Annotated in this window: 20 protein-coding genes; 9 read left to right on the top strand and 11 right to left on the bottom strand. The window is 62.2% G+C overall.

Annotated elements, in window-relative coordinates; translation table 11 throughout:
* Nucleotides 1–16 precede the first annotated feature (16 nt).
* From KVU_RS06600 to KVU_RS06590, 3 genes are read right to left on the bottom strand one after another with little or no spacing between them, the layout of a single operon-like run.
* On the bottom strand, nt 17–1,663 hold the full coding sequence (locus KVU_RS06600) for a hydantoinase B/oxoprolinase family protein (RefSeq protein WP_013384571.1): 1,647 nt from the start codon (nt 1,661–1,663) through the stop codon (nt 17–19).
* A 9-nt stretch (nt 1,664–1,672) separates the two neighbouring features.
* Nucleotides 1,673–3,319 (bottom strand): hydantoinase B/oxoprolinase family protein, encoded by a 1,647-nt coding sequence (locus KVU_RS06595; RefSeq protein ID WP_013384570.1) that lies wholly within the window; start codon nt 3,317–3,319, stop codon nt 1,673–1,675.
* Nucleotides 3,316–5,418, bottom strand: a complete 2,103-nt coding sequence (locus tag KVU_RS06590) for a hydantoinase/oxoprolinase family protein (RefSeq protein WP_013384569.1) — start codon at nt 5,416–5,418, stop codon at nt 3,316–3,318. Before KVU_RS06590 ends, KVU_RS06595 begins: the two co-directional genes overlap by 4 nt.
* A gap of 340 nt (nt 5,419–5,758) precedes the next feature.
* On the opposite strand from KVU_RS06590, the gene KVU_RS06585 reads away from it, so the two are divergent.
* The 6 genes from KVU_RS06585 to KVU_RS06560 are packed head-to-tail and all read left to right on the top strand — an operon-like array spanning nt 5,759 to nt 11,386.
* Complete coding sequence (locus KVU_RS06585) at nt 5,759–6,379, top strand: 2-hydroxychromene-2-carboxylate isomerase (RefSeq protein ID WP_014537802.1); 621 nt, start codon at nt 5,759–5,761, stop codon at nt 6,377–6,379.
* Nucleotides 6,376–7,350: an ABC transporter permease gene (locus KVU_RS06580; RefSeq protein WP_013384567.1), complete on the top strand. Its 975-nt coding sequence runs from the start codon at nt 6,376–6,378 to the stop codon at nt 7,348–7,350. Before KVU_RS06585 ends, KVU_RS06580 begins: the two co-directional genes overlap by 4 nt.
* A 10-nt stretch (nt 7,351–7,360) precedes the next feature.
* Nucleotides 7,361–8,236, top strand: a complete 876-nt coding sequence (locus KVU_RS06575; RefSeq protein ID WP_013384566.1) for an ABC transporter permease — start codon at nt 7,361–7,363, stop codon at nt 8,234–8,236.
* The gene (locus KVU_RS06570; RefSeq protein ID WP_013384565.1) at nt 8,236–9,246 is read left to right on the top strand and encodes an ABC transporter ATP-binding protein; all 1,011 of its coding nucleotides are present in this window, start codon (nt 8,236–8,238) and stop codon (nt 9,244–9,246) included. Before KVU_RS06575 ends, KVU_RS06570 begins: the two co-directional genes overlap by 1 nt.
* The gene (locus KVU_RS06565) at nt 9,233–10,165 is read left to right on the top strand and encodes an ABC transporter ATP-binding protein (protein WP_013384564.1); all 933 of its coding nucleotides are present in this window, start codon (nt 9,233–9,235) and stop codon (nt 10,163–10,165) included. Before KVU_RS06570 ends, KVU_RS06565 begins: the two co-directional genes overlap by 14 nt.
* Nucleotides 10,166–10,174: 9 nt before the next feature.
* Nucleotides 10,175–11,386, top strand: a complete 1,212-nt coding sequence (locus KVU_RS06560) for a MalY/PatB family protein (protein WP_013384563.1) — start codon at nt 10,175–10,177, stop codon at nt 11,384–11,386.
* 13 nt (nt 11,387–11,399) lie between these two features.
* Here KVU_RS06560 and pepT read toward each other — a convergent pair whose 3' ends face one another.
* The gene (pepT, locus tag KVU_RS06555; protein ID WP_013384562.1) at nt 11,400–12,638 is read right to left on the bottom strand and encodes a peptidase T; all 1,239 of its coding nucleotides are present in this window, start codon (nt 12,636–12,638) and stop codon (nt 11,400–11,402) included.
* 129 nt (nt 12,639–12,767) lie between these two features.
* On the opposite strand from pepT, the gene glmS reads away from it, so the two are divergent.
* Nucleotides 12,768–14,579, top strand: coding sequence for a glutamine--fructose-6-phosphate transaminase (isomerizing) (glmS, locus tag KVU_RS06550; RefSeq protein WP_013384561.1), 1,812 nt, complete (start codon nt 12,768–12,770; stop codon nt 14,577–14,579).
* Here glmS and KVU_RS06545 read toward each other — a convergent pair whose 3' ends face one another.
* The 7 genes from KVU_RS06545 to KVU_RS06515 are packed head-to-tail and all read right to left on the bottom strand — an operon-like array spanning nt 14,580 to nt 19,261.
* Nucleotides 14,580–14,921 carry a DUF8776 family protein gene (locus KVU_RS06545; protein ID WP_013384560.1) on the bottom strand — a complete coding sequence of 114 codons (342 nt, stop codon included), beginning with the start codon at nt 14,919–14,921 and terminating at the stop codon, nt 14,580–14,582.
* Entirely contained in the window at nt 14,918–15,307 is a 390-nt protein-coding gene (locus tag KVU_RS06540; protein ID WP_013384559.1) for a response regulator, read from the bottom strand. Before KVU_RS06540 ends, KVU_RS06545 begins: the two co-directional genes overlap by 4 nt.
* A 16-nt stretch (nt 15,308–15,323) precedes the next feature.
* On the bottom strand, nt 15,324–16,148 hold the full coding sequence (locus KVU_RS06535; RefSeq protein ID WP_014537801.1) for a CheR family methyltransferase: 825 nt from the start codon (nt 16,146–16,148) through the stop codon (nt 15,324–15,326).
* Between the two features lie 15 nt (nt 16,149–16,163).
* A complete protein-coding gene (locus tag KVU_RS06530; RefSeq protein WP_014537800.1) occupies nt 16,164–16,628 on the bottom strand; it encodes a chemotaxis protein CheW in 465 nt (154 codons plus the stop codon).
* A gap of 2 nt (nt 16,629–16,630) precedes the next feature.
* Complete coding sequence (locus KVU_RS06525) at nt 16,631–18,640, bottom strand: chemotaxis protein CheA (protein WP_014537799.1); 2,010 nt, start codon at nt 18,638–18,640, stop codon at nt 16,631–16,633.
* 4 nt (nt 18,641–18,644) lie between these two features.
* On the bottom strand, nt 18,645–19,010 hold the full coding sequence (locus KVU_RS06520) for a response regulator (protein WP_013384555.1): 366 nt from the start codon (nt 19,008–19,010) through the stop codon (nt 18,645–18,647).
* A complete protein-coding gene (locus KVU_RS06515; RefSeq protein WP_013384554.1) occupies nt 19,007–19,261 on the bottom strand; it encodes an STAS domain-containing protein in 255 nt (84 codons plus the stop codon). Before KVU_RS06515 ends, KVU_RS06520 begins: the two co-directional genes overlap by 4 nt.
* Nucleotides 19,262–19,481: 220 nt before the next feature.
* Here KVU_RS06515 and KVU_RS06510 point away from each other — a divergent pair, with 220 nt between their 5' ends.
* Both KVU_RS06510 and KVU_RS06505 read left to right on the top strand, forming a co-directional pair.
* Nucleotides 19,482–20,318, top strand: a complete 837-nt coding sequence (locus KVU_RS06510) for a CheB methylesterase domain-containing protein (protein ID WP_236953053.1) — start codon at nt 19,482–19,484, stop codon at nt 20,316–20,318.
* Nucleotides 20,315–20,833, top strand: a complete 519-nt coding sequence (locus KVU_RS06505) for a chemotaxis protein CheD (protein ID WP_013384552.1) — start codon at nt 20,315–20,317, stop codon at nt 20,831–20,833. The genes KVU_RS06510 and KVU_RS06505 overlap by 4 nt, the downstream gene beginning before the upstream one ends.
* Nucleotides 20,834–20,853: the final 20 nt, after the last annotated feature.

The following is a 20,853-nucleotide window of genomic DNA, read 5'->3' as shown; positions in this document are numbered from 1 at the left end:
CGGCCTCTGCGGGCCGTTAAATGGTGTAGTTATAGGTGTCGCGCGCGGCTTCGGGCGTGATGTAGCCGTTTTCGAGGTCGGCCTTGATCAGTGCGGGCGCGCGGGTCTTGGGGTCGCCAGATCCGCCGCCGCCGGGCAGATGAAAGACGGCGCGGGTGCCAGCGGGAACGGGGTGGCGGCCCTTTTTATTCAGGCTTTCGCCGCTGGTCAGGCTGACATTGCCCGCCGTGCCATCTTGGCCGCCATTCGCGCCGCGGGCGGGGAATTTGATCCGCTCGAACGCGTTGCCGGCCAGAAAGGTCTCGGGGATGGTGTTCGCCATTTCAATAACTTGGCCAAGGCCGCCGCGGAATTTCCCGGCGCCGCCCGAATCCGGCTTTAGCTCTTTGCGCCAGACGACGACGGTGGACATGCTCTCGAAAATCTCGACCGGTCCGCCGCGCACGCCCGATGGGAAGCCGGTCGCCGACATGCCATCGCGATAGGGCAGTGCGCCCATGCCGCCGGTGGTCACAAGGCCGACCATGAAATTCTTGCCAAATTCCGCAGGGCTGTTCCAAGGCCCCAGCGCGCTCATATTCCACAGCACGCCTGCGCCCTCGGCCGGGATGCGATCGGGCAGGGCTTGGCGCAGGCAGTTGAACACCAGATCAGGCAGCATCAACCCCATCAGGTGACGCGATACGACTGCCGCAGGCTTTACCGCATTAAGGACGCAGCCCTCGGGTGCGGTAATGAAGCGCGGCGCAAGGCTGCCGGCATTATTCGGGATCGCGCCAAACAGCGACACGCCCAAAGCATAGCTGGTATAGGCCAGCGTATAGCACATCGGCACGTTGAAGTTATGTTTGGTCATCGGGGCCGAGCCCGCATAGTCGATATGGATGCCGTCATCGGCAATCGTCAGGCTGGCTTTCAGCGTGACCGGCTCGGACATGCCATCCAGCGTGATTTCCGACGCCCAGGTGCCACGGGGCAGCTCGCGCACTTTGGTCAACACCGCCTGTTCGGAGGTGTCGATGATATGATCGGCGACCTCGTCCAGCGCGCTTAGATCGAACTCGGCCATCATATCGACCAGACGGGCGCAGCCCACCGCGTTGCAGTTGATCAGCGAATAGACATCGCCGACGGTTTCCACCGGCTGGCGGGTATTTGCGCGGATGACGGCCATCAGGCTGTCGTTCACCTTGCCTGCGCTGACGATTTTCAGGATCGGCAGATACAGCCCCTCCATGAAAACATCGGTCGAGGAGGACCAGTCGTTCAGCCCCCCGATATCCATCAAGTGGCTGTTACAGGCCAGAAAGCCGATCAGCTTGCCATTGTGGAAACAGGGTGTCGTGAGCGAAAAGTCGTTGAGGTGGCCGGTGCCCATCCACGGGTCGTTGTGGATGAAAACATCGCCCTCGACCATCGTATGGGCCGGATAGGCGTTGATCACATGCCCAACCGCCAGCGCCATCGAGTTGATGTGACCGGGCGTTCCGGTCACGGCCTGCGCCAACATCCTGCCCTTGGCATCGAACACGCCAGCGGCCAGATCGCCGGATTCGCGCACGATGGTCGAAAACGCGGTACGCTGGCAGACCTGCGCCTGTTCCTCGACCACCGCCAGCAGGCGGTTCCACATGATTTGTTTGTCAATCAGACTGATAGCCATGTGGCGTTCCTATCCTTGCAGTCCATAGATATCGCGCGCGGCATCGGCCGAGATCAGGCCGCATTCCAGATCCCGCGCCACAGCGGCGCGGTCGCGTTTAGCGGGATCGCCCGTGCCGCCGCCGCCCGATGATTTCAGGGTCAGACGCTCGCCCGCCGGAATGGCGAATGTGTCCTTGCCACCAGGGCGCAGGCCGGTCGTCAGCTCAAGACTGCCCGCGCCGCCTGCCATGCCGCCAAAGGCACCCTTGGCAGGGTTCTTGATCCGCTCATATCCGGCAAAGAAGTCAAAGGGTTCGGGGATGGAATTCTCCATCTCGATCCATTGGCCAAGGCCGCCGCGATATTCGCCCGCGCCGCCCGAATCCGGCAGGAATTCTTTGCGCCAGATCACAAGGGTCGACATGCTTTCAAACACCTCGACCGGACCGCCCCGCACGCCCGAGGGGAAGCCGGTCGCGGACATGCCATCGCGAAAGGGCAGCGCGCCCATGCCGCCCGTCGTCATGATCTGCACGCGGTAGCGGTTCCAGATCTGGGCCGGGCTGCTCCAGGGGCCCATGACGTTGATGCCCCACAGCCCGCAGGTGCTTTCAGCGGGGATGCGGTCGGGGATCGCTTGGCGCAGGCAATTATAGACCACATCGGGCAGCATCAGCCCGACCTGGCTTCGCGCAAAGACCGCTGCGGGTTTCAGCGCGTTCAGGATGCTGCCTGCGGGCGCGGTGACATGGCGGGGCGCAAGGCTGCCGGCGTTGTTCGGGATATCGCCGAACAGCGCGACGCCCAAAGCATAGCTGGTATAGGCCAGCGTATAGCACAAAGGCACGTTAAAGTTGCGTTTCACCATCCCGGCCGAGCCTGCGTAATCCACATGTACGCCGTCATCGTCGATGGTCAGCGCCGCCTTGATCAGCACTTCATCGTCCATGCCGTCCAGCATGAGGGTGCCGTGCCACGTCCCCTTGGGCAGTTCGCGGATCTTGGCCATCACCGCCTCGCGCGAGGTGTCGATGACATGGTCGGCCAGCTCGTCCAGCGCGTCGATCTGGAATTCCGCCATCATATCGACCAGACGCTCGCAGCCGATGGCGTTACAGTTGATCAGCGAATAGACATCGCCCACAGTCTCGACCGGCTGGCGGGTATTGGCGCGGATGACGGCCATCAGGCTTTCGTCGATCTCGCCCGCATCGGCGATCTTCAGGATCGGCAGATAAAGCCCCTCCATGAACACATCGGTCGAGGCGGTGCGGTCGGGCAGGCCGCCGATATCCATGATATGGCTGTTGCACGCAAGGAATCCGACCAGTTTGCCCTGATAGAAACAGGGCGTGGTGATCGAGATATCGTTGAGGTGCCCCGTGCCCATCCACGGATCGTTGTGGATATAGACATCGCCCTCGCGCATCACCTCTTGCGGATAGGCGGCGATGACATGGCCGACCGCCAGCGCCATCGAATTGATGTGACCGGGCGTTCCCGTCACCGCCTGCGCCAGCATCCGGCCTTGCGCGTCGAACACGCCAGCGGCCAGATCGCCGGATTCGCGCACGATGGTCGAAAACGCGGTGCGCTGGCAGACCTGCGCCTGTTCCTCGACCACCGCCAGCAGGCGGTTCCACATGATCTGTTTGTCGATCAGGTTCAGGCTCATGCGGCGACCTCTTTCTTATCCATGACGATGGAACCCGCCGCGTCGATCCAGGCGTCGAAACTGCCGGTAACAAAGGTGGTGGTCTCATCCTCGACAATCAGGCAGGGGCCAGCGACGCGGTCGCCTGCACCCAGATCGTTGCGGTGATAACGATAGATTTCGATGCTCTGCTCGGCGCGGCCGTCAAAGAACATGGTCGTCTCGCCTGACACGCTGCGGCCCGTAAACGGCACGGGCGAGATCGTTGCGGGCAGCACCGGCGCAGTGGAACACGAGACCGACCAGGCCATAATCTCGATTGCCGCAGCGGGGATCGATCGGTTGAACATCTCCTCATAGGTCGCTTCATAGGTCTTGCGGAAACCCGCGATATCTTCCTCTGTGATGTCGCGGACGGGCAGAACGACCGGAATTTCATGGCCTTGGCCGACATAACGCATGAATGCGATGCGGGTCTCGATGATCGCCTCATCGGCGGCGGCGGGGCCGACCCATTCCATAATCTCGGCCGACATCTCGTTCAGCATCTTGGTCGCGCTGGCCGCATCGAAGGTATCAAGGCGCATGTAGTTCGAGCGCACGATCTCGTAGCTGAAGGGCGCGGCGAGGAAGCCGACCGCCGATCCCACGCCGGCGTTTGCGGGAATGATGACGCGCGGCGCGCCGATCTTTTCGGCCACGCGTGCCACATGCAGCGGCGCAGCCCCGCCAGATGCGATGATCGTATGATCGGCGGCCACGACGCCGCGCTCGACCGTATGCGAACGCGCCGCGCTGGCCATATTCTCGCAGACCATTTCATAGACCGCATAGGCGGACATTTCAGGGGTCAGGCCGATCTTGTCGCCGACATGTTCCGCCAGCGCCGCTTTTGACAGATCGTCGCGCAAGGTCATCGAGCCGCCGGCAAAGCCAATCGGGTTGATCAGACCGATGGTCACATCCGCATCCGTCACCGCAGGACGGGTGCCGCCCAGACCATAACAGGCCGGGCCGGGGACAGAGGAGGCGCTTTCGGGGCCGACATTCACGCGGTTCAGTGCATCGACATGCGCCAGCGATCCGCCACCCGCGCCAATTTCGACCAGTTCGATCACCGGAATGCGCAGGGGTAGCCCTGAGCCTTTCAGGAAGCGGGCAGCACGATCGACCTCGAAAATGCGCGAGGATTCCGAGGCGTAGTCCTCGATCAGGCTGATTTTCGCCGTGGTGCCGCCCATATCAAACGCGATGACGCGTTTCTCGCCCAGTTTCGCGGCGATCTGGCTGGCGAAAATCGCGCCACCAGCGGGGCCGGATTCCACCAGGCGCACCGGAAAAGCGCGGGCGGTATCGACCGACGATAGCCCGCCGCCCGAGGTGATCAGCGACAGGATGCCGGTAAAGCCCAGTTCCGCCAGACGCTTGACCATGCGCTGCAGATAGCTGTCCATCAGCGGCTGCACATAGGCATTTGCGACGGTGGTCGAGGTGCGCTCGTATTCGCGGATCTCGGGGCAGACCTCGCACGACAGCGAGACGTAAAGTTCGGGGTAGGCGGCGTTCAGAATTTCACGCACGCGCTTTTCATGGGCGGGGTTCATGAACGAATGCAGCAGGGCGACGGCGACGGATGTCACCTCCAGCGCCTTCAGCTCGGCGGCGATGCCCTGAAGCTGTGCCTCGTCCAGCGCCAGCAGTTCATTGCCGCGGGCATCAATACGCTCGCGCACGGTAAAGCGCAGCGGGCGGGCGACGAGGGGTTTGGGTTTCACCAGCGCCAACTCGTATTGATCATAGCGGCTTTCGGTTCCGATTTCCAAAATATCGCGAAAACCGTCGGTGCCGATCAGCGCCGTCTTTGCGCCGCGCCGCTCGATAATCGAGTTGGTGGCAAGGGTGGTGCCGTGGACAAAGGCCGTGACCTGATCCAGCGACCGGCTGGCGATCCCCATGATTTTCTCGATGCCGTTCAGCACGCCTTCCTCGGGCGCGGCGGGGGTGGTCAGCACCTTGGTCGTCCAGCGCGTCGCGCCTTCCTCCAGCACGATATCGGTGAATGTGCCGCCAACATCGGCGGACAGGCGAAGGGAATAGGGCATGACTTTGGGCGCGCTCACAGGGCGATCCTTTACTGCGTCTGGATGAACAAGTGACCGACAGCTTGCGCGAAATTCGCAGCAGAGGGCCGATTTCCTGATGCAGCTTGGCACGCGAATTCGTGCAGACAAAGCGCCAATCCCGCAAGGAACTATTGCGCCACGGCAGCAATCCGGGGCCGATCGGCGCTTGGCATTTTGGGAAACGGGGTGCTAGCCTTTTGGTAAGCTGCATGTGGTGCAGCAAGGCGCGTAATCCGTGCCGCAGCAAGTAAACGAAAATGACCGGGGCTGCAAGCCTGCATCGTCTGCCTGATGGGCTGGCAATGGAAGAGTCATGCCTTTTAACAGGGAGTGGGTCATGCCCAACGCCGTCGAACGGGCGAAAGTCCAGTATTTCTATTCCTTGGCCTCACCCTGGGCCTATCTGGGGGCGCAGCGTCTGATCGATCTTTGCGCGGACAAAGGCGTTGTGATCGAGGCTTTTCCGATTGCCACATTCAAGGACAATGGCTGGATCCCCTTGATGGAAAAGCCAGCCAATCGTCAGGCCTATGTCGCGCTTGATCTGAAACGCTGGGTGTCACGGCTTGGCCTGCCGATGGTGACCCAAGGCCGCCCGGCCGGGATGGCAGGTCTGGGCGATGCACTGCCAATGATCTATGCGGCGCAGCTTGCAGGCGTGGATGCGCTGGCCTTGGCCGTCGCGCTGCAAAAGGCCTATTGGGAGGAGTGCATCGACGTGGGCCTGCCGGGCCCCCGCGCCGCGGTTGCCACAGCCGCAGGTTTCGACGGCGCGGCCCTATCGGCGATGGAGGACACCCCCGAGGTCGCCGCGCAGCGCGAGGCGATGTTCGATGCGGCCCGCGCGGCAGGCGTCTTTGGCTCGCCCACCTATGTCTTCAACGGTGAATTGTTCTGGGGGCAAGACCGCCTCGACTTTCTGGCCGAGGCCATGGCGGCAAAGGGGGAGGCGGCATGAACGGATTCACCCGCACCGTCATGCGCACGGTGCTGCAGGCGATTCCGACGATCCTTGGGATCATCGTGATTTCCTTTTTGCTGCTCTATCTGATGCCGGGGGATGCGGTTGACGCGATTGCGGGCATGTCAGGATCGGCCAGCCAAGAAACGATGGACGCGCTGCGCGACACCTATGGTCTGAACGACAGCTTTATCGTGCAGTTCTTTCGCTACCTCGGGGGCGTGCTGACGCTGAACTTCGGCACCTCGATCAGCTATTCGGCGCCGGTGCTGGACGTGATTATGGAGCGTCTGCCCTCGACCATGATCCTGATGCTGACAGCATTCGTCATCGCGCTGACGGTCGGCATTATGGTCGGCTGGGCGATGGCGGTTTTCGCCGGAAAGTGGCCGGATCGTCTGCTGACCTCGACCTCGCTGCTGCTGTATTCGGCACCGAACTTTTGGGTCGGGCTGATGATCATCGTGATCTTTTCGGCGCGTCTGCAATGGTTCCCCTCGGGCGGAGCCGAAACCATCGGCGCGGCGCTGACGGGTTGGGGCTGGTTCCTTGACCGGCTGAAACACCTTGTGCTGCCGTCTTGTGCGCTGGCGGCGTTCTTTGTCGCGATCTATGCCCGCCTGACGCGCGCCGCGATGCTGGAAGTGCTGCGCCAGGATTACATCCGCACCGCTGCCGCCAAGGGTCTGCATCCGATGCTGATCCAATTCCGCCACGGGCTGCGCAACGCGCTGATCCCTGTGACCACCGTCGCCGGTATGCATCTGGGCAATATGCTGGGCGGCGCTGTCGTCGTCGAGACGGTGTTCAACTGGCCCGGCATCGGTCGCCTGACCATGAGCGCGATTGCCGCGCGCGACACCCAAGTTTTGCTGGGCATTCTGCTGCTGACCTCGGTCGTGGTGATCATCGTCAATGTGATCATCGACTGGCTGACCACGCTGCTTGACCCGCGTATCCGTAGCTAAGGGGAAGATTATGACCGACGCTTCCACCACCCGTGCGCCCGCACGCCCCCGCAGACCGCTGCGCATTCCACGCTCGATGCGCGACCCGCTGTTCGTGCTGGCCGTGATCGTCTTTGGCCTCGTGCTGCTGATGGCGGCGCTGGCAAATTTCATCGCGCCGACGAACCCGCTGGATATGATGAACATGCCGCTGCTGTGGCCGTTCGAGGATAGCCTGTCGCCGCTGGGCACTGACCAACTGGGCCGTGATCTGTTTTCCGGCATTATCCACGGCAGCCGCGCCACATTGATGGTCGGCTTTGCCTCGGCCTTTTTCGGGCTGCTGATCGGTACGACGGTTGGATCGGTTGCGGGCTATTTCGGCGGCTGGGTTGATATCGTGCTGATGCGCATCACCGAGATTTTCCAGATCATGCCGACGATGTTGCTGGTCATCATCATCCTGGCCATTGCGAACCCGTCCATTCCGCTGATCGCGATATCGATCGGCCTTGCGTCCTGGCCAATGATCGCGCGTCTGGCGCGGGCCGAGTTCAAATCCCTGCGCGAGGCGGATTTCGTCATGGCCTCGAAATCCATGGGCTACCCGACCGGCCGCATCATCTTGCGGGAAATCCTGCCCAACGCCGCCCCGACGCTGATCGTTGGCGCATCGGTGCTGGTTGCAAACGGCATCTTGCTGGAAAGCGCGGTGTCCTTCCTGAACCTTGGCGATCCGAACGTGGTCAGCTGGGGCAGCCTGATCGGCAATGGCCGCACGCAGATCCGCACCGAATGGTATCTGTCGGCGCTGCCCGGCCTTGCCACGGTGCTGACGGTTCTGTCGCTGAACATCATCGGTGACCGCCTGACCGATATCCTCAACCCCCGTTCGGAGGTCCGCTGATGTCCCCCACCAAGACCCCCGTGCTGGAACTGCTGAACCTGAAGGTGGGCTTCCCCTCGGTCGATATTGTCAAAGGCATCAACCTGCAGATCCACGAGGGCGAAAAGGTCGCGCTGGTCGGCGAATCCGGTTGCGGCAAGTCGCTGACCGCCTTTTCCATCCTGCGCCTTCTGCCGCAAGGCGCGGCGATCAAGGACGGGCAGGTGATCTTTGACGGGCTGGATCTGGCGACCTTGCCCGCGTGGCAACTGCGCCGCATCCGCGGCAAGGGCATCGCGCTGATCCTGCAAGAGCCGATGACCTCGCTGAACCCCGTGCTGCCCATCGGCCTGCAAGTGGCCGAGAACATCCGTAGCCACGAAAAGATATCCAGAAAAGCCGCCGATGAACGCGTGCTGGATCTGCTGGATCTGGTGGGGATCGCCAATCCGCGCGAGCGGGCCAAGATGTATCCGCATAACTTTTCGGGCGGGATGCGCCAGCGGGTCATGATCGCCATGGCCATCGCCTGCAACCCGCGCCTGCTGATCGCGGACGAGCCGACCACCGCCCTCGATGTGACCATTCAGGCCCAAGTCATGGATCTGCTCGAGGATCTTTGCTCGAAACTGTCGATGGCCATGCTGCTGATCACGCATGACCTTGGCGCTGTGGCGCAATGGGCCGACCGCGTGGCGGTGATGTATTCGGGCCGGATTGCCGAACAGGCCCCGATCAAACCGTTCTTTACCGGCCCGCGTCACCCCTATTCGCAAGGCCTGATCAATTCCTCGGTCGAGGAGGGCTGGCACTATACCCAGCGCCGCCTGACCGAGATCAAAGGCACCGTCCATTCCGCGCTGGGCGAGCAGGGCTGCGCCTTTGCCCCGCGTTGTCCCTATGCGGCGCCTGAATGCCGCCTGACCCCACCCGAATTGCAGGATGTCGCCCCCGATTGGCGCGCGGCCTGCTACCGCCTTGATGCCGCAGGCCGCGACCTGCTGACAGGAGCTGCGCATGTCTCTGCTTGAAGTCGAAAATCTGCGCACGGCCTATAAGGTCAAGGGCAAGATGTTCTATGCTGTGGATGATGTGTCATTCAGCGTAGCGCCCAATGAGACGGTGGGTCTGGTGGGCGAATCCGGCTGCGGTAAATCCACGCTGGGCAAGACCATCATGCGCCTGATCGACCCGGCGGATGGCAAGATCAAACTGGCCGGTACCGATATCGCCAAACTGCCCGAAAACCAGCTGCGGCCGATGCGCAAAAAGGTGCAGATGGTCTTTCAAGACCCGTTCGCCAGCCTGAACCCGCGTCAAACCGTCTGGAGCATGTTGGATACGCCGCTGAAGGTCCACGGCGTCAGTGATGCGGGCGCGCGGGCGCGCGCGATCAACGAAATCGCCGAGACGATCGGCTTTTCGACGGCGGCGCTGCACCGCTTTCCGCATGAGTTTTCGGGCGGCCAGCGGCAGCGTGTCGGCATTGCCCGCGCGCTGATCCTGCGCCCGGATCTGGTGGTTTGCGATGAGCCTGTCTCGGCCCTCGACCTGTCGATCCAGGCGCAGATCCTGAACCTGCTGGTCGATCTGAAGCGCGACTTTGGTCTGGCCTTTTTGTTCATCAGCCATGATCTTTCGGTGGTGCGGTATTTTTCCGACCGGGTGCTGGTCATGTATCTGGGCAAGATCGTCGAGGCCGCGGATCAGGAAACGCTGTGGAAAACGCCGCGCCACCCCTATACGCGCGCGCTGCTGGCCTCGGTGCCGTCCACGGACCCCAGCAAGAAAATCACCACGAAAATCGCGGGCGAAATCGGGCGCGGCATCCCCGAAATTGGCTGCCGTTTCCGCGCCCGCTGCCCCGTCGCGGTCGAGCGCTGCGGCTTTGATGCCCCCGCGCTGCGTAAAATGGCTGATGGCGCTGAAGTTGCCTGCCATCTGGCCTAAGGAATTGAAATGGATACGCAAATGACGATGACCGCCGCCGCCTTCGAGGCTGATTTCGCCTATGATCGCCCCGCGCTTTTGGCCCGCCGTAATGCAAAATGGCGGCAATATGACCCTGATGTCATTCCCGCCTTTGTCGCCGATATGGATTTTCGCGTGGCCCCCGCCATTCAGGCCGCGATCCGCGCATCGGTCGATGCCGAGGATTATGGCTATCCGATGCGTGACGGCAAAAAGGCGGATCGCGCCGTGCTCGAGGCCTTTGCCCACCGGATGAAGGGGCTCTATGGCTGGGAGGCGCAGGCCGACCTTAGCATGGCGATCGCCGATCTGGTTCAGGCGACCTTTGCCTCCGTTATGGCCTTCACCCAGCCCGGCGATGGCGTCATCGTGCAGGTGCCGAACTATCCGCCCTTTCGCGCCGCCGTGAACGACACCGGCCGCAGTTTCGTGCCGATGCCGATGAAACCCGAGGGCGACGGCTATGTCTTTGATCTGGATCAGCTTGCCGCGACGATGCCGCCCAGCACGCGGATGCTGATCCTGTGCAATCCGCAAAACCCCACCGGCCGCGTATTCAGCCGGGCCGAGTTGCAGGCCGTGCTGGCCTTCGCGCAAAAGCATGATCTGCTGGTGCTGTCGGACGAGATCCATTCGGATCTGATCTATGCGGGCAACACGCATCTGCCGTTCGCCGCGCTGGGCCCTGCCGCCGAGGCGCGTACGATCACGCTGAATTCCGCCACCAAAAGCTTTAACATCCCCGGCCTGCGCACCGCCGTGATCAATTTCGGCACCGAAGCCCTGAAAGCCCGGTTCGAGCGGCATTTCCCCGCGCGCGTGGTCGGTTCGGTCAACTCGCTGGGGATCGACGCAACTGTCGCGGCGTGGCAGGATAGCAGCGATTGGCTCTGCGGTCTGATCGCGCATCTAAGCGCGATGCGCGATCATGTGTATACACGGATCACGCGTGATATCCCCATGATCCGTATGAAGAAACCCGAGGCAACCTATCTGACGTGGCTTGATTGCAGCGATCTGGGCCTGTCGGGCACCGCGTTTGATTTCTTCCACACGCATGCCCGTATCGGCTTTTCGCCTGGCGAGAATTTCCTGCCCGGCGCCGAACGTCTGGTGCGGCTGAACTTTGCGACCTCGCGCGTGATCATCGACGAAATGATCGACCGCATGGCCGAGGCGGTCCAGCGCAATACCCGTTAAGCTTGGGCCGGGGTTACGCCCCGGCCTTTGCAGCCTCCTCGACCAGCGCAAGGCAGAACCGCGTCCCCAGCGCCATATCCTGCACCGAGACCCATTCCAGCGGCCCATGGATATTTTGCATACCTGTGAACAGGTTAGGGGTCGGCACGCCCATCTCTGTCAGGCGCGAGCCATCGGTGCCACCGCGGATCGGCACCGAAATCGGCGTGACGCCCAGGCTGCGGCTGGCCTTGCGCGCCAGTTCTACCGGGGTCATGTCTTTTTCCAGCCAGTAGCGCATATTGCGGTATTGGGCGCGGAAATTGCAGGTGATCGCGGCGCGCGGCTCGGTCGCGGCGACGGCATTGCAGACCTGCTGCACGATGTTGCGCTTGGCCGCGAGGCCGTCCAGCTCGAAATCGCGCAGGATCAGGTTGATCTTCATCTCGGACGAGCCGCCGGTCATCTCGGTCGCATGGATAAAGCCCGCGCGGTCGTCCGTTGTCTCGGGCGTCATCACGGCTTGCGGCAGGGTTGCAATGATTTTCGATGCAAGGTGGATCGCGTTGACCAGCTTATCCTTGGCCAGACCGGGGTGGATCGAGACGCCCTTGACGATGATCTCGGCCGCGTCCGCCGAAAAGCTTTCATACTCAATCTCGCCAATCGCGCCGCCATCGAATGTATAGGCGAAATCGGCAGCCAGATCAGCGGGCAGGCGGGCATCTACGCCGCGGCCGATTTCCTCGTCGGGGGTAAAGGCGATGCGGATCGGGCCATGTTTGACACCGGGATTGGTCAACAGGTGACGCGCGGCGGTCATAATGATCGCAACGCCCGCCTTGTCATCCGCCCCCAGCAGGGTCGTGCCCGAAGCTGTGATGATATCATCGCCAACCTTTTCAGCCAGATAGGGATATTCTTTGGGCGACAGTACCAGATCGGCATTGTCAGGATAAGTGATATCACCGCCGTTATATCCGCGCAGGACGCGAGGCTTTACGCCCACCGCATTGAACTGCGGTGCGGTGTCCACATGCGCCAATAGGCCGATGGTCGGTGCGTCGGTATTGCCGGGGATCGTGGCCAGCACGGTGCCGTAATCCGTCAGTTGCACGTCAGACGCGCCAATGGTGATCAACTCGTCGCGCAGCAAGGACAGCAGGTTCAACTGGATCGCGGTGCTGGGCTGGCTGGGGCTATCTGCGTCGCTTTGGCTGTCGATGGCGGCATAACGGATCAAGCGCTCTTCAACTTCGGTCTCAAAGCTCATGCTGTTCCCTTTCTGAAAGGCGATTCACTATTTCAAAAGGGGCGACTTTCGGCCTGCGAAGTCAAGCCTGCCCTTGGCGGCATGCGGCCTGCCAATTACAAGCCCAAAGCAACCCGTTAGGAGCGTGATATGTGTGGAATCGTTGGCGTTTTGGGGCAGCATGAGGTTGCCCCCGTTCTGGTCGAGGCGCTGAAGCGACTGGAATATCGCGGCTATGATTCCGCCGGGATTGCAACAGTGACCGATGGGCGGATCACACGGCGACGCGCGGTGGGCAAGCTGGCCAACCTGTCGGATCTGTTGGTGCACCAGCCCCTGCGCGGGCAGGTCGGCATCGGTCACACGCGCTGGGCCACCCATGGTGCCGCGACCGAGGCAAACGCCCACCCCCATACCGGCCATGGCGTCGCGGTGGTCCACAACGGGATTATCGAAAACTATCGCAGCCTTAGCGAGGGGCTGGCGGAGCAGGGTTTGGTGCCGCAATCTCAGACCGATACCGAGATTGTCGCGCTGCTGATCGGCGCGCAGCTTGCGGCCGGTCTAGCGCCCGCCGATGCGGTTGCGGCGGTCTTGCCGCAGTTGCACGGGGCCTTTGCGCTGTGCATGATCTTTGACGGCTATGATGATCTGATGATCTGCGCCCGTCGCGGCAGCCCGCTGGTCATCGGCCATGGCGAGGGCGAGATGTTCGTCGGTTCAGATGCGATCGCGCTGGCACCGCTGACCGACCGCCTGACCTATCTGGACGAGGGGGATTGGGCGGTGCTGACACGCGCTGGCGCCGTCATTCATGATGCCGATGGCGTGGTCGTCACGCGGGTGCAGCAGCGTGTCGCGCTGGATCAGGCACGGATCGACAAGGCGGGCTATCGCCATTTTATGGCCAAGGAAATTGCCGAACAGCCGGTGGTGTTTGACGCGGCGCTGTCGCATTATCTGGGTGCGGATGGGCTGCCGCAGCTGCCGCTGGATTTCAGCGGTTTTGACCGGATCGTTTTGGTCGCCTGTGGCACGGCCAGCTATGCCTGCCATATCGCGAAATATTGGTTCGAGCAGATCGCCCGCATTCCCGCCGAGATCGATGTCGCATCCGAGTTCCGCTATCGCGCGCCGGTGCTGTCCCCGCGCAGCCTCGCGATTTTTGTCAGCCAATCGGGTGAGACCGCCGACACGCTGGCGGCGCTGCGCCATGTGCGCGGGCAGGTGGCGCAGGTCGCGGCAGTGGTGAATGTGCCGACCTCGTCCATCGCGCGCGAGGCGGATATCGCGCTGCCGATCTTTGCAGGTGTCGAAGTGGGGGTCGCCTCGACCAAGGCGTTTACCTGCCAACTCTCGGTGCTTGCGGCGATGGCGCTGCAGGCGGCGCTGCAACGGGGGGCACAAAGCGCGGATGAGATCGCGGCGCTGGCTGCTGATCTGCGGCTGGTGCCGGGGCTGATCAATGCAAGCCTGACGGGACTTGAGGCTATTGCACCGATCGCACGGCAACTGGCCCAAGCGCGCGATGTATTGTTTCTGGGGCGCGGCGCGATGTATCCATTGGCGCTAGAGGCCGCGCTTAAATTGAAAGAAATCAGCTATATTCATGCCGAAGCTTATGCATCAGGTGAACTAAAGCATGGGCCGATCGCCCTGATTGATGCCGATGTGCCGGTGGTCGTCATGGCCCCGCGCGACGCGCTGTTCGACAAGACCGTCTCGAATATGCAAGAGGTCATGGCCCGCCATGGCAAGGTGCTGCTGATCAGCGATGCCGAGGGAATTGCCGAGGCCGGTGCCGGCGTTTGGCACAGCTTGGCCATGCCCAGCGTCGCGCCAGTCTGGGCCCCCATTCTATATGCGATACCGGCGCAATTGCTGGCCTATCACACGGCCATCGCCAAGGGTACGGATGTGGATCAGCCCCGCAATCTGGCGAAATCTGTGACGGTGGAATAATCAGTCCAGCCACAAATCGCATTCGCTTTTGGCGGGCATAGCGGGCCGGGCGGTTCCTGAAAGCCGCGCCGCCTGCGCCCGCATCGTCAGGTTCTGCACCGCGCTGACAGCATCGCAGGCCCCGTCCTTGCCCGTGGTCGCGGCCAGATCGCGCAAAAAGCTGGCCAGCCCGCTGGCCGTCTGCCGGATCAGGTCAGCGGCATGGATGTCGCTGTCATATTCCGGCCCAAGCTGCGCCAAAAGCTGCCCGATATCGGCATCTAGCGCGCGCAGGTCACGGGCCAGACCGTCCGCCTCGATCGCGGCACGGCGCAGGACGGGGGCGATGTCTTCACGGTTCATTGCAGTTTTCCTGTGACGGCCTCGATGCAGTGCAGCAAAGCCTCTTTGGTGAAAGGCTTGGCGATGAAATTATTCATGCCCGCCGCACGGCCGCGGTCGATCAGCTCTTTACTGGCGGTGCCGGTGATCAGGATGAACCCGATCCGCTGGGTCGAGCGGTTGGCCCGCAGTCCCTCAAGCAGCTCTAACCCATCCATACCGGGCATATTATAATCCGAAATCACCAGATGTACCGGCGCGGCCACAAGGCGGCGCAGGGCCTTTTCGCCATTCGCCTCATATTGGACCTTGGTGATACCGGCCCAATCCAGCGCCTGTTCGATCAGCGCCCGGCTGACGGTCATATCGTCGACCACCATGACATGAAGACTTGATTTCAATGGCATAGACTGTCCTTTTCAATCAATGGGCGGCTGCTGTGCGCCGATATTGCGTCGCGCCGCTGATCTGGAAATGTGGGGCGGCGGGGCCGTCGACCCGTTCGGAATGACCGATGAACAAGGTGCCGCCCGGCGTGATGCCGTCGGCAAAGCGCTGCCACAGGCTGCGCCGCATCTCGCTGTCGAAATAGATCACGACATTCCGGCAAAAAATGACATCAAACCCGCCTTTGAAGGGCCAGGGTTGGTGCAGGTTCAGCGTACCAAACCGCATGATCGCCGATATCACGGGCTTTACCTGAAAGCCGGTGGTGGTTTCATCGAAATATTTGCGCAGCCGGGGCGCGCCGATGGGGGTGATCGCATCGCGCGTGTATACACCACCTTCGGCCGCGGCGACCACCTGCGGGTCGATATCCGTCGCAAGGATCAGCAGATCGTGGCGCGCAGCCTCGGGAAAGGCATCCAGCACGGTCATGGCGATGGAATAGGGCTCCTCGCCGGTCGAGCAGGCCGCCGACCACAGCCGGACGCGGCCACCTGCACGGGCGCGGGCCATCAGCGGGGGCAACACGTCGCGGGCAAGCGCGGTGAAGTGATGCTCCTCGCGGAAAAAGGCGGTCACATTCGTGGTGATCGCCGATAGCAAATTTTGCCGCTCGGCCAGGCCGCTGTCGCTATCTAAATACCGGCAATAGGCGGCGAAATCCGCGATATTCAGCGCGCGCAGGCGTTTGGTCAGCCGCGCCACCAGCAGGCCTTGCTTCGCTGCGGACAGGACGATGCCAGTATCATTGTGGACGATTTTCGCCAGCTTGCCGAATTGATCGGGGCTCATTACGGGCATTGTGCCAATCATCGCCTAGACCCCCGCTGTGCGCGGCAGCAGCTGCGCCAGGTCAATCTTGCGTAAAATGCGGCCATCATCGAATGTCGCCATGCCGGACAGAAACTCGCGCGAGGGGTCCGACGCGATATCGGGTACAGCGCGCATCTGCGCCTCGTCCAGCGTCACGATATCGGACACGAGTTCCGCCAGCAGGCCGACGACGCGCCCCTCATACAGCACGATGATGATGACGTGGCGATCTGAGGGGGCGGTGGGCCCAAAGCCAAGACGCGCGGCCAGATCAACCACCGCGACAACCGCGCCGCGCAGATTGATCACGCCTTTGATGTAATCGGGCGCGTGGGGCAGCAGCGTTGCAGGCGCCCAGCCGCGAATTTCGCGCACAAGGCCGATGTCGATACAGAAATCTTGATCCGCCAGTTTAAAGGCGACCACATCACTTTTACCGGCAGAATTAGGGGCAATAGAGGTAATCATGCTCAAGCGCTCGCGGCTAGGGTGCGGGTGCGGTCGCTGGCGGCGGCCAAGACGACCTCTTCGGGGTCTATAATCAGGGCGATTTTGCCATCGCCCAAGATGGTCGCGGCTGAGACACCGGCGACGCGGCCATAGTTTTCCTCGATGCTTTTGATGACGACCTGGCGCTGGTCAATAATGCCATCGACATGCAGCGCGGCGCGCTTGTGGGTGTCGGTTTCCACAATGATCAGTACGCCCTGTGTCAGCGGACGGGCGGGTTCAGGGTGGCCAAATTCGGCGCCTAAACTGATAATCGGGATCAGGTCGCCACGGTTTGAAATCATCCGACCGCTTTGCCCCAAATGGTGCAGCTCGGCTGCAGTCGGGCGCAGGGTTTCTTGTACAGATGTAATCGGCAGCACCATTGTCTGGGCGCCAAGCTGCACCAGCATCCCCTCGAGCACCGCGAGGGTCAGCGGCAAGGTGATCGCGAAAGTGGTGCCGTGCCCCTCGGTCGAGGTGATCATCACGCGTCCCCCCAGCGCCATAATTTCGCGCCGTACAACGTCAAGCCCGACCCCGCGCCCTGATATCGCCGAGACCTCGGCCTTTGACGAAAAACCCGGCAGGAACAGCAGCTGATCGATCTCGGTCGGGGTAAGCTGGGTGCCGGGGCTGATCAGGCCGCGATCCTCGGCGATTTGGCGTACCCGCACGCGGTCAATGCCGCCGCCATCATCCGCCACCTCGATCTGCACCCGGCCCGAGCGATGCGCGGCGGACAGGGTGATCGTGCCCTGCGGCGGCTTTCCGCGCCGCTGCCGCGTCACCTCATCCTCAAGCCCGTGATCGACGGCGTTGCGGATCATGTGGGTCAGCGGGTCCATCAGACGTTCGATCATGGTCTTGTCCACCTCGGTCTGCTCGCCAAGGGTGATCAGTTGCACGGGTTTTCCGGTGGCATCTGCCGCCTCGCGCAGGATGCGGTGCATGCGTTGAAACACCAGTTTCAGGGGCTGGGCGCGGATCGCCATAACGCTTTCCTGAATATCGCCCGCCAATTGCCGGATCGCATCCAATCCCGCCGTGACGTCCAGATCCTGCGCAAGGCCCGCAGTTTGGATGACGCGAGAGAGCATGGCCTCCTTGATGACCAACTCGCCGATCATATTCATCAGCCGGTCGACCCGTTCTAGGCTGACGCGAATGGTTGCGCTGGCTTCGGGCGCGGGCTTCGCTGTCTCGGGCTGTGATGGTGCGATGGCCAGCGGCTCTAGCGCGATACTGATGGGGGCGAATGCGGTGTCGCCTTGCAGGGGGGTGATCTGCAGTGCCGCGCAATCTTCAACAAATTCAAAGACCGTATCGATATCGGCGCGGGCGATATCGCCCGTCAGAGTGACCTGCCAGCACAGCTTTGGTTGATCAGCGCTCCAGTCCGATAGCGGGGGCAGATCATCCTGAATCACCAGCGTATTTGTGTGCCCCAAACGCCTCAGCGCTGTCAGCAGTGCGTATGGATCGTTTCCCGACCGGTAAAAGGCTGCGTCCGGCGTGAAACGGATCAGATAGCCGCTTGGCATATCTTCGAAGGGTGCCAGATCCAGCGTGATCGGCACGAAACCTGTCTGATCCGCCGCGGGTTTCGTGCCGATCAGCAGGTCGAGCTCGGCCAAAAGTGCGGCGATCCGCGCCGCGTCATGCGGGGCGTCATGCTGCGCGGCGGTGATCAGGTCGCTCAGACAATCGGCCGAGCGGTGCATCACCGGCAGTACCTGTCCATCGGCCGCGCGTTGATCGCTGCGGATCAGATCCAGCGCCGTTTCGAACCTATGCGCGAATGTGACCAAGGTGCTCAGGCCAAAGGCCGCTGCGCCGCCCTTGATCGAATGCACGGCGCGAAAAACGGCGTGCACCGTTTCCTTATCATGGCCGGGAGCCTCCATCTGGCGCAGCCCGGCGGCGAGGCTGTCCATCAGCTCGTCACATTCGACAAAGAAAAGACTGCGTAATTCGTCCATATCCGCCATGGCCTTAGCGTCCCAGCACGCGGTGAATGACGGCGATCAGCCTGTCATCCTCGAATGGTTTCACCAGCCAGCCCGTAGCCCCTGCGCTGCGGGCGCGGGCCTTTAGATCGTCGCCGCTTTCAGTGGTCAGCACCAGAATCGGAACATCGGCATGGGATTTGCTGGCCCGCACAGCCTCGATCACGCCAAAGCCGTCCATGCGTGGCATATTCACATCGGTGATGATCAGCGCAGGGTCGGCATCCATCAATGTGCCCACACCCTCGACCCCGTCGGCGGCCAAATAGACCTCGAACCCCGCGCCGCGCAGGGCGCGTGCCACAAGGCTGCGAATGGTGGGCGAATCGTCAATCGCCAGAATGCGGGTCATTGCAGCACCTCGGCCCCCAGCAGCGCCAGCGCGGCAATGCCGGCGGGCGTCCAATTGATGATCTGCAAATCCTGCCCGTCGACCTGCCATTGCCGCTGCGCCGCCAGCAGCACTTCGGCGCCCAATCCGCCAATCCGAGTGACGGCCCCGGCATCCAACTGCACGGGGCCGCCGCGATGCTGCAAAATGTGGTCGGCCAGCGCCCGCGCGGCCGAGCGGTCAATGGTTTCCGGCAAAGCGATGAGTGTCACGCGAACTTGTCCCTTCGGGCTGCGGTGGCATGTCCCCGAATCGCTAGCAGTCAGCGTTTAACAATCCGTTGCTGCGACCTGCCGGGCGCGCAGAGCCTTTTTTAACGATTTGCCGCCAGCCTTTGGGCATTGCATGAGGAGTGCCCCATTGGCCGAGCCGGTTTTGTTGATCGTTGATTTTGATGGATTGCGTCGCCACCATCTTGTCCGGACCTGTCTGTTGGCGCGCCCGGATCTGCGGGTGATCGGCGCCAAAAGCGAGGCTGAGGCGCGGCTGCTTTTGCAGGCGTATCGTCCCAATTGGGTGGCGGTTGCCGCCGATGTGCAAGGGCGGGACGCCCTTGTACAGCAGGTGATCGCAGCCGAGCTTGTGATCTATGGCCCAGATGTAACCACCGCGCAGCTTTTGTCCGCCGTTCCAAAGGGGCCGACGCCTGTGCTGCAATCGGCGCGATCGCTTATCCTTATCGGCGCATCCACCGGGGGCATCGCCGCGCTCGAGCAAGTCCTGCGGACCTTTCCGCCCGATTGTCCGCCGGTTTTGATCGTCCAGCACATCCGCGATGGCTTTGTCGAAGGGTTGGTCCGGCGGCTCGATCAACTGCTGCAACCAAAGGTGCATCTCGCGCAAGAGGGGCAGGTGCTGCACCATGGCGCGATCCATATCGCGGCGCGCTCTGATCGGCATCTGGGGGTCAGCTATCATGGGGGAATGTTACGCAGCCGCTTGATCGTCGGCGATCCGGTTGCGGGGCACAGACCTGCGGTGGACCTGCTGTTTCGCGACGGCGCAAATATTGCGCAACATATTGATATTAGTGCGGCTTTGCTGACAGGGATGGGGGCAGATGGCGCTGATGGCATGTGTGCCTTGCACGCGGCGGGCGCCCATACGATCGCGCAAGATCGCGAGACATCTGTTGTCTGGGGTATGCCGCGCATGGCGATTGAACGCGGCGGTGTGCAACAGGTGTTGCCGCTGGCCCGCATCGGCCCCGCGCTATTGCGTCCCGCCACAGGGCCAACTGCCATAAGCGTGCGGGGCAGCTACGCATGACACTGGTGCAAAACAAAACCATCCATGTCGTGCAGGGCGATTGTGCGATTTCCGATGATCCGATGATGATGGTGACCACGGTGCTGGGGTCTTGCGTCTCGGCCTGTCTGTTCGATGTTCAGCGCGGCATTGGCGGGATGAACCACTTCTTGCTGCCCGACGCCGGCCGCTCCTCCGGTGATAACCGCTATGCGGCAGCCGCGATGGAGGTTCTGGTGAACAGCTTATTGCGGCGCGGCGCGCAGCGCGGAAGCCTGCAGGCCAAGCTGTTTGGCGGCGCGCGGATGCTGGCGGGCCTGTCCGATATCGGTCAGCGCAATGCCGAGGCCGCGCGTCAGTTTTTGCAGGCCGAAGGGGTGCCGGTGATCGGCGCGGATCTGGGCGGCGATTGTGCGCGTCGCATCCGGTTTTGGCCTGCGAGCGGGCGGGCGCAGGTGCTGCATTTGCGCGGCGACGCGCCACCCCTAGACGAAACGCCCAGCCGGCCGCGGGCTGGCGCGATTGAGCTATTCTGATCTTCAAGTGAGAGAATGCG

The organism is Ketogulonicigenium vulgare WSH-001, assembly GCF_000223375.1.
GTDB lineage: Bacteria > Pseudomonadota > Alphaproteobacteria > Rhodobacterales > Rhodobacteraceae > Ketogulonicigenium > Ketogulonicigenium vulgare.
Note: the sequence above shows the minus strand (reverse complement) of the source record. Positions and strands in the feature narration are given on the sequence as shown.

Bases quoted from the DNA above. Each gene is read 5' to 3' on its own strand.
- KVU_RS06535 (WP_014537801.1), bottom strand. From the start codon at position 16,148: ATGCCCGTAATGAGCCCCGATCAATTCGGCAAGCTGGCGAAAATCGTC.
- KVU_RS06575 (WP_013384566.1), top strand. From the start codon at position 7,361: ATGACCGACGCTTCCACCACCCGTGCGCCCGCACGCCCCCGCAGACCG.
- KVU_RS06565 (WP_013384564.1), top strand. From the start codon at position 9,233: ATGTCTCTGCTTGAAGTCGAAAATCTGCGCACGGCCTATAAGGTCAAG.
- KVU_RS06520 (WP_013384555.1), bottom strand. From the start codon at position 19,010: ATGACCCGCATTCTGGCGATTGACGATTCGCCCACCATTCGCAGCCTT.
- KVU_RS06545 (WP_013384560.1), bottom strand. From the start codon at position 14,921: ATGAACCGTGAAGACATCGCCCCCGTCCTGCGCCGTGCCGCGATCGAG.
- pepT (WP_013384562.1), bottom strand. From the start codon at position 12,638: ATGAGCTTTGAGACCGAAGTTGAAGAGCGCTTGATCCGTTATGCCGCC.
- KVU_RS06560 (WP_013384563.1), top strand. From the start codon at position 10,175: ATGGATACGCAAATGACGATGACCGCCGCCGCCTTCGAGGCTGATTTC.
- KVU_RS06540 (WP_013384559.1), bottom strand. From the start codon at position 15,307: ATGCCATTGAAATCAAGTCTTCATGTCATGGTGGTCGACGATATGACC.
- KVU_RS06580 (WP_013384567.1), top strand. From the start codon at position 6,376: ATGAACGGATTCACCCGCACCGTCATGCGCACGGTGCTGCAGGCGATT.
- KVU_RS06525 (WP_014537799.1), bottom strand. From the start codon at position 18,640: ATGGCGGATATGGACGAATTACGCAGTCTTTTCTTTGTCGAATGTGAC.
- KVU_RS06585 (WP_014537802.1), top strand. From the start codon at position 5,759: ATGCCCAACGCCGTCGAACGGGCGAAAGTCCAGTATTTCTATTCCTTG.
- KVU_RS06595 (WP_013384570.1), bottom strand. From the start codon at position 3,319: ATGAGCCTGAACCTGATCGACAAACAGATCATGTGGAACCGCCTGCTG.
- KVU_RS06530 (WP_014537800.1), bottom strand. From the start codon at position 16,628: ATGATTACCTCTATTGCCCCTAATTCTGCCGGTAAAAGTGATGTGGTC.
- glmS (WP_013384561.1), top strand. From the start codon at position 12,768: ATGTGTGGAATCGTTGGCGTTTTGGGGCAGCATGAGGTTGCCCCCGTT.
- KVU_RS06600 (WP_013384571.1), bottom strand. From the start codon at position 1,663: ATGGCTATCAGTCTGATTGACAAACAAATCATGTGGAACCGCCTGCTG.
- KVU_RS06570 (WP_013384565.1), top strand. From the start codon at position 8,236: ATGTCCCCCACCAAGACCCCCGTGCTGGAACTGCTGAACCTGAAGGTG.
- KVU_RS06505 (WP_013384552.1), top strand. From the start codon at position 20,315: ATGACACTGGTGCAAAACAAAACCATCCATGTCGTGCAGGGCGATTGT.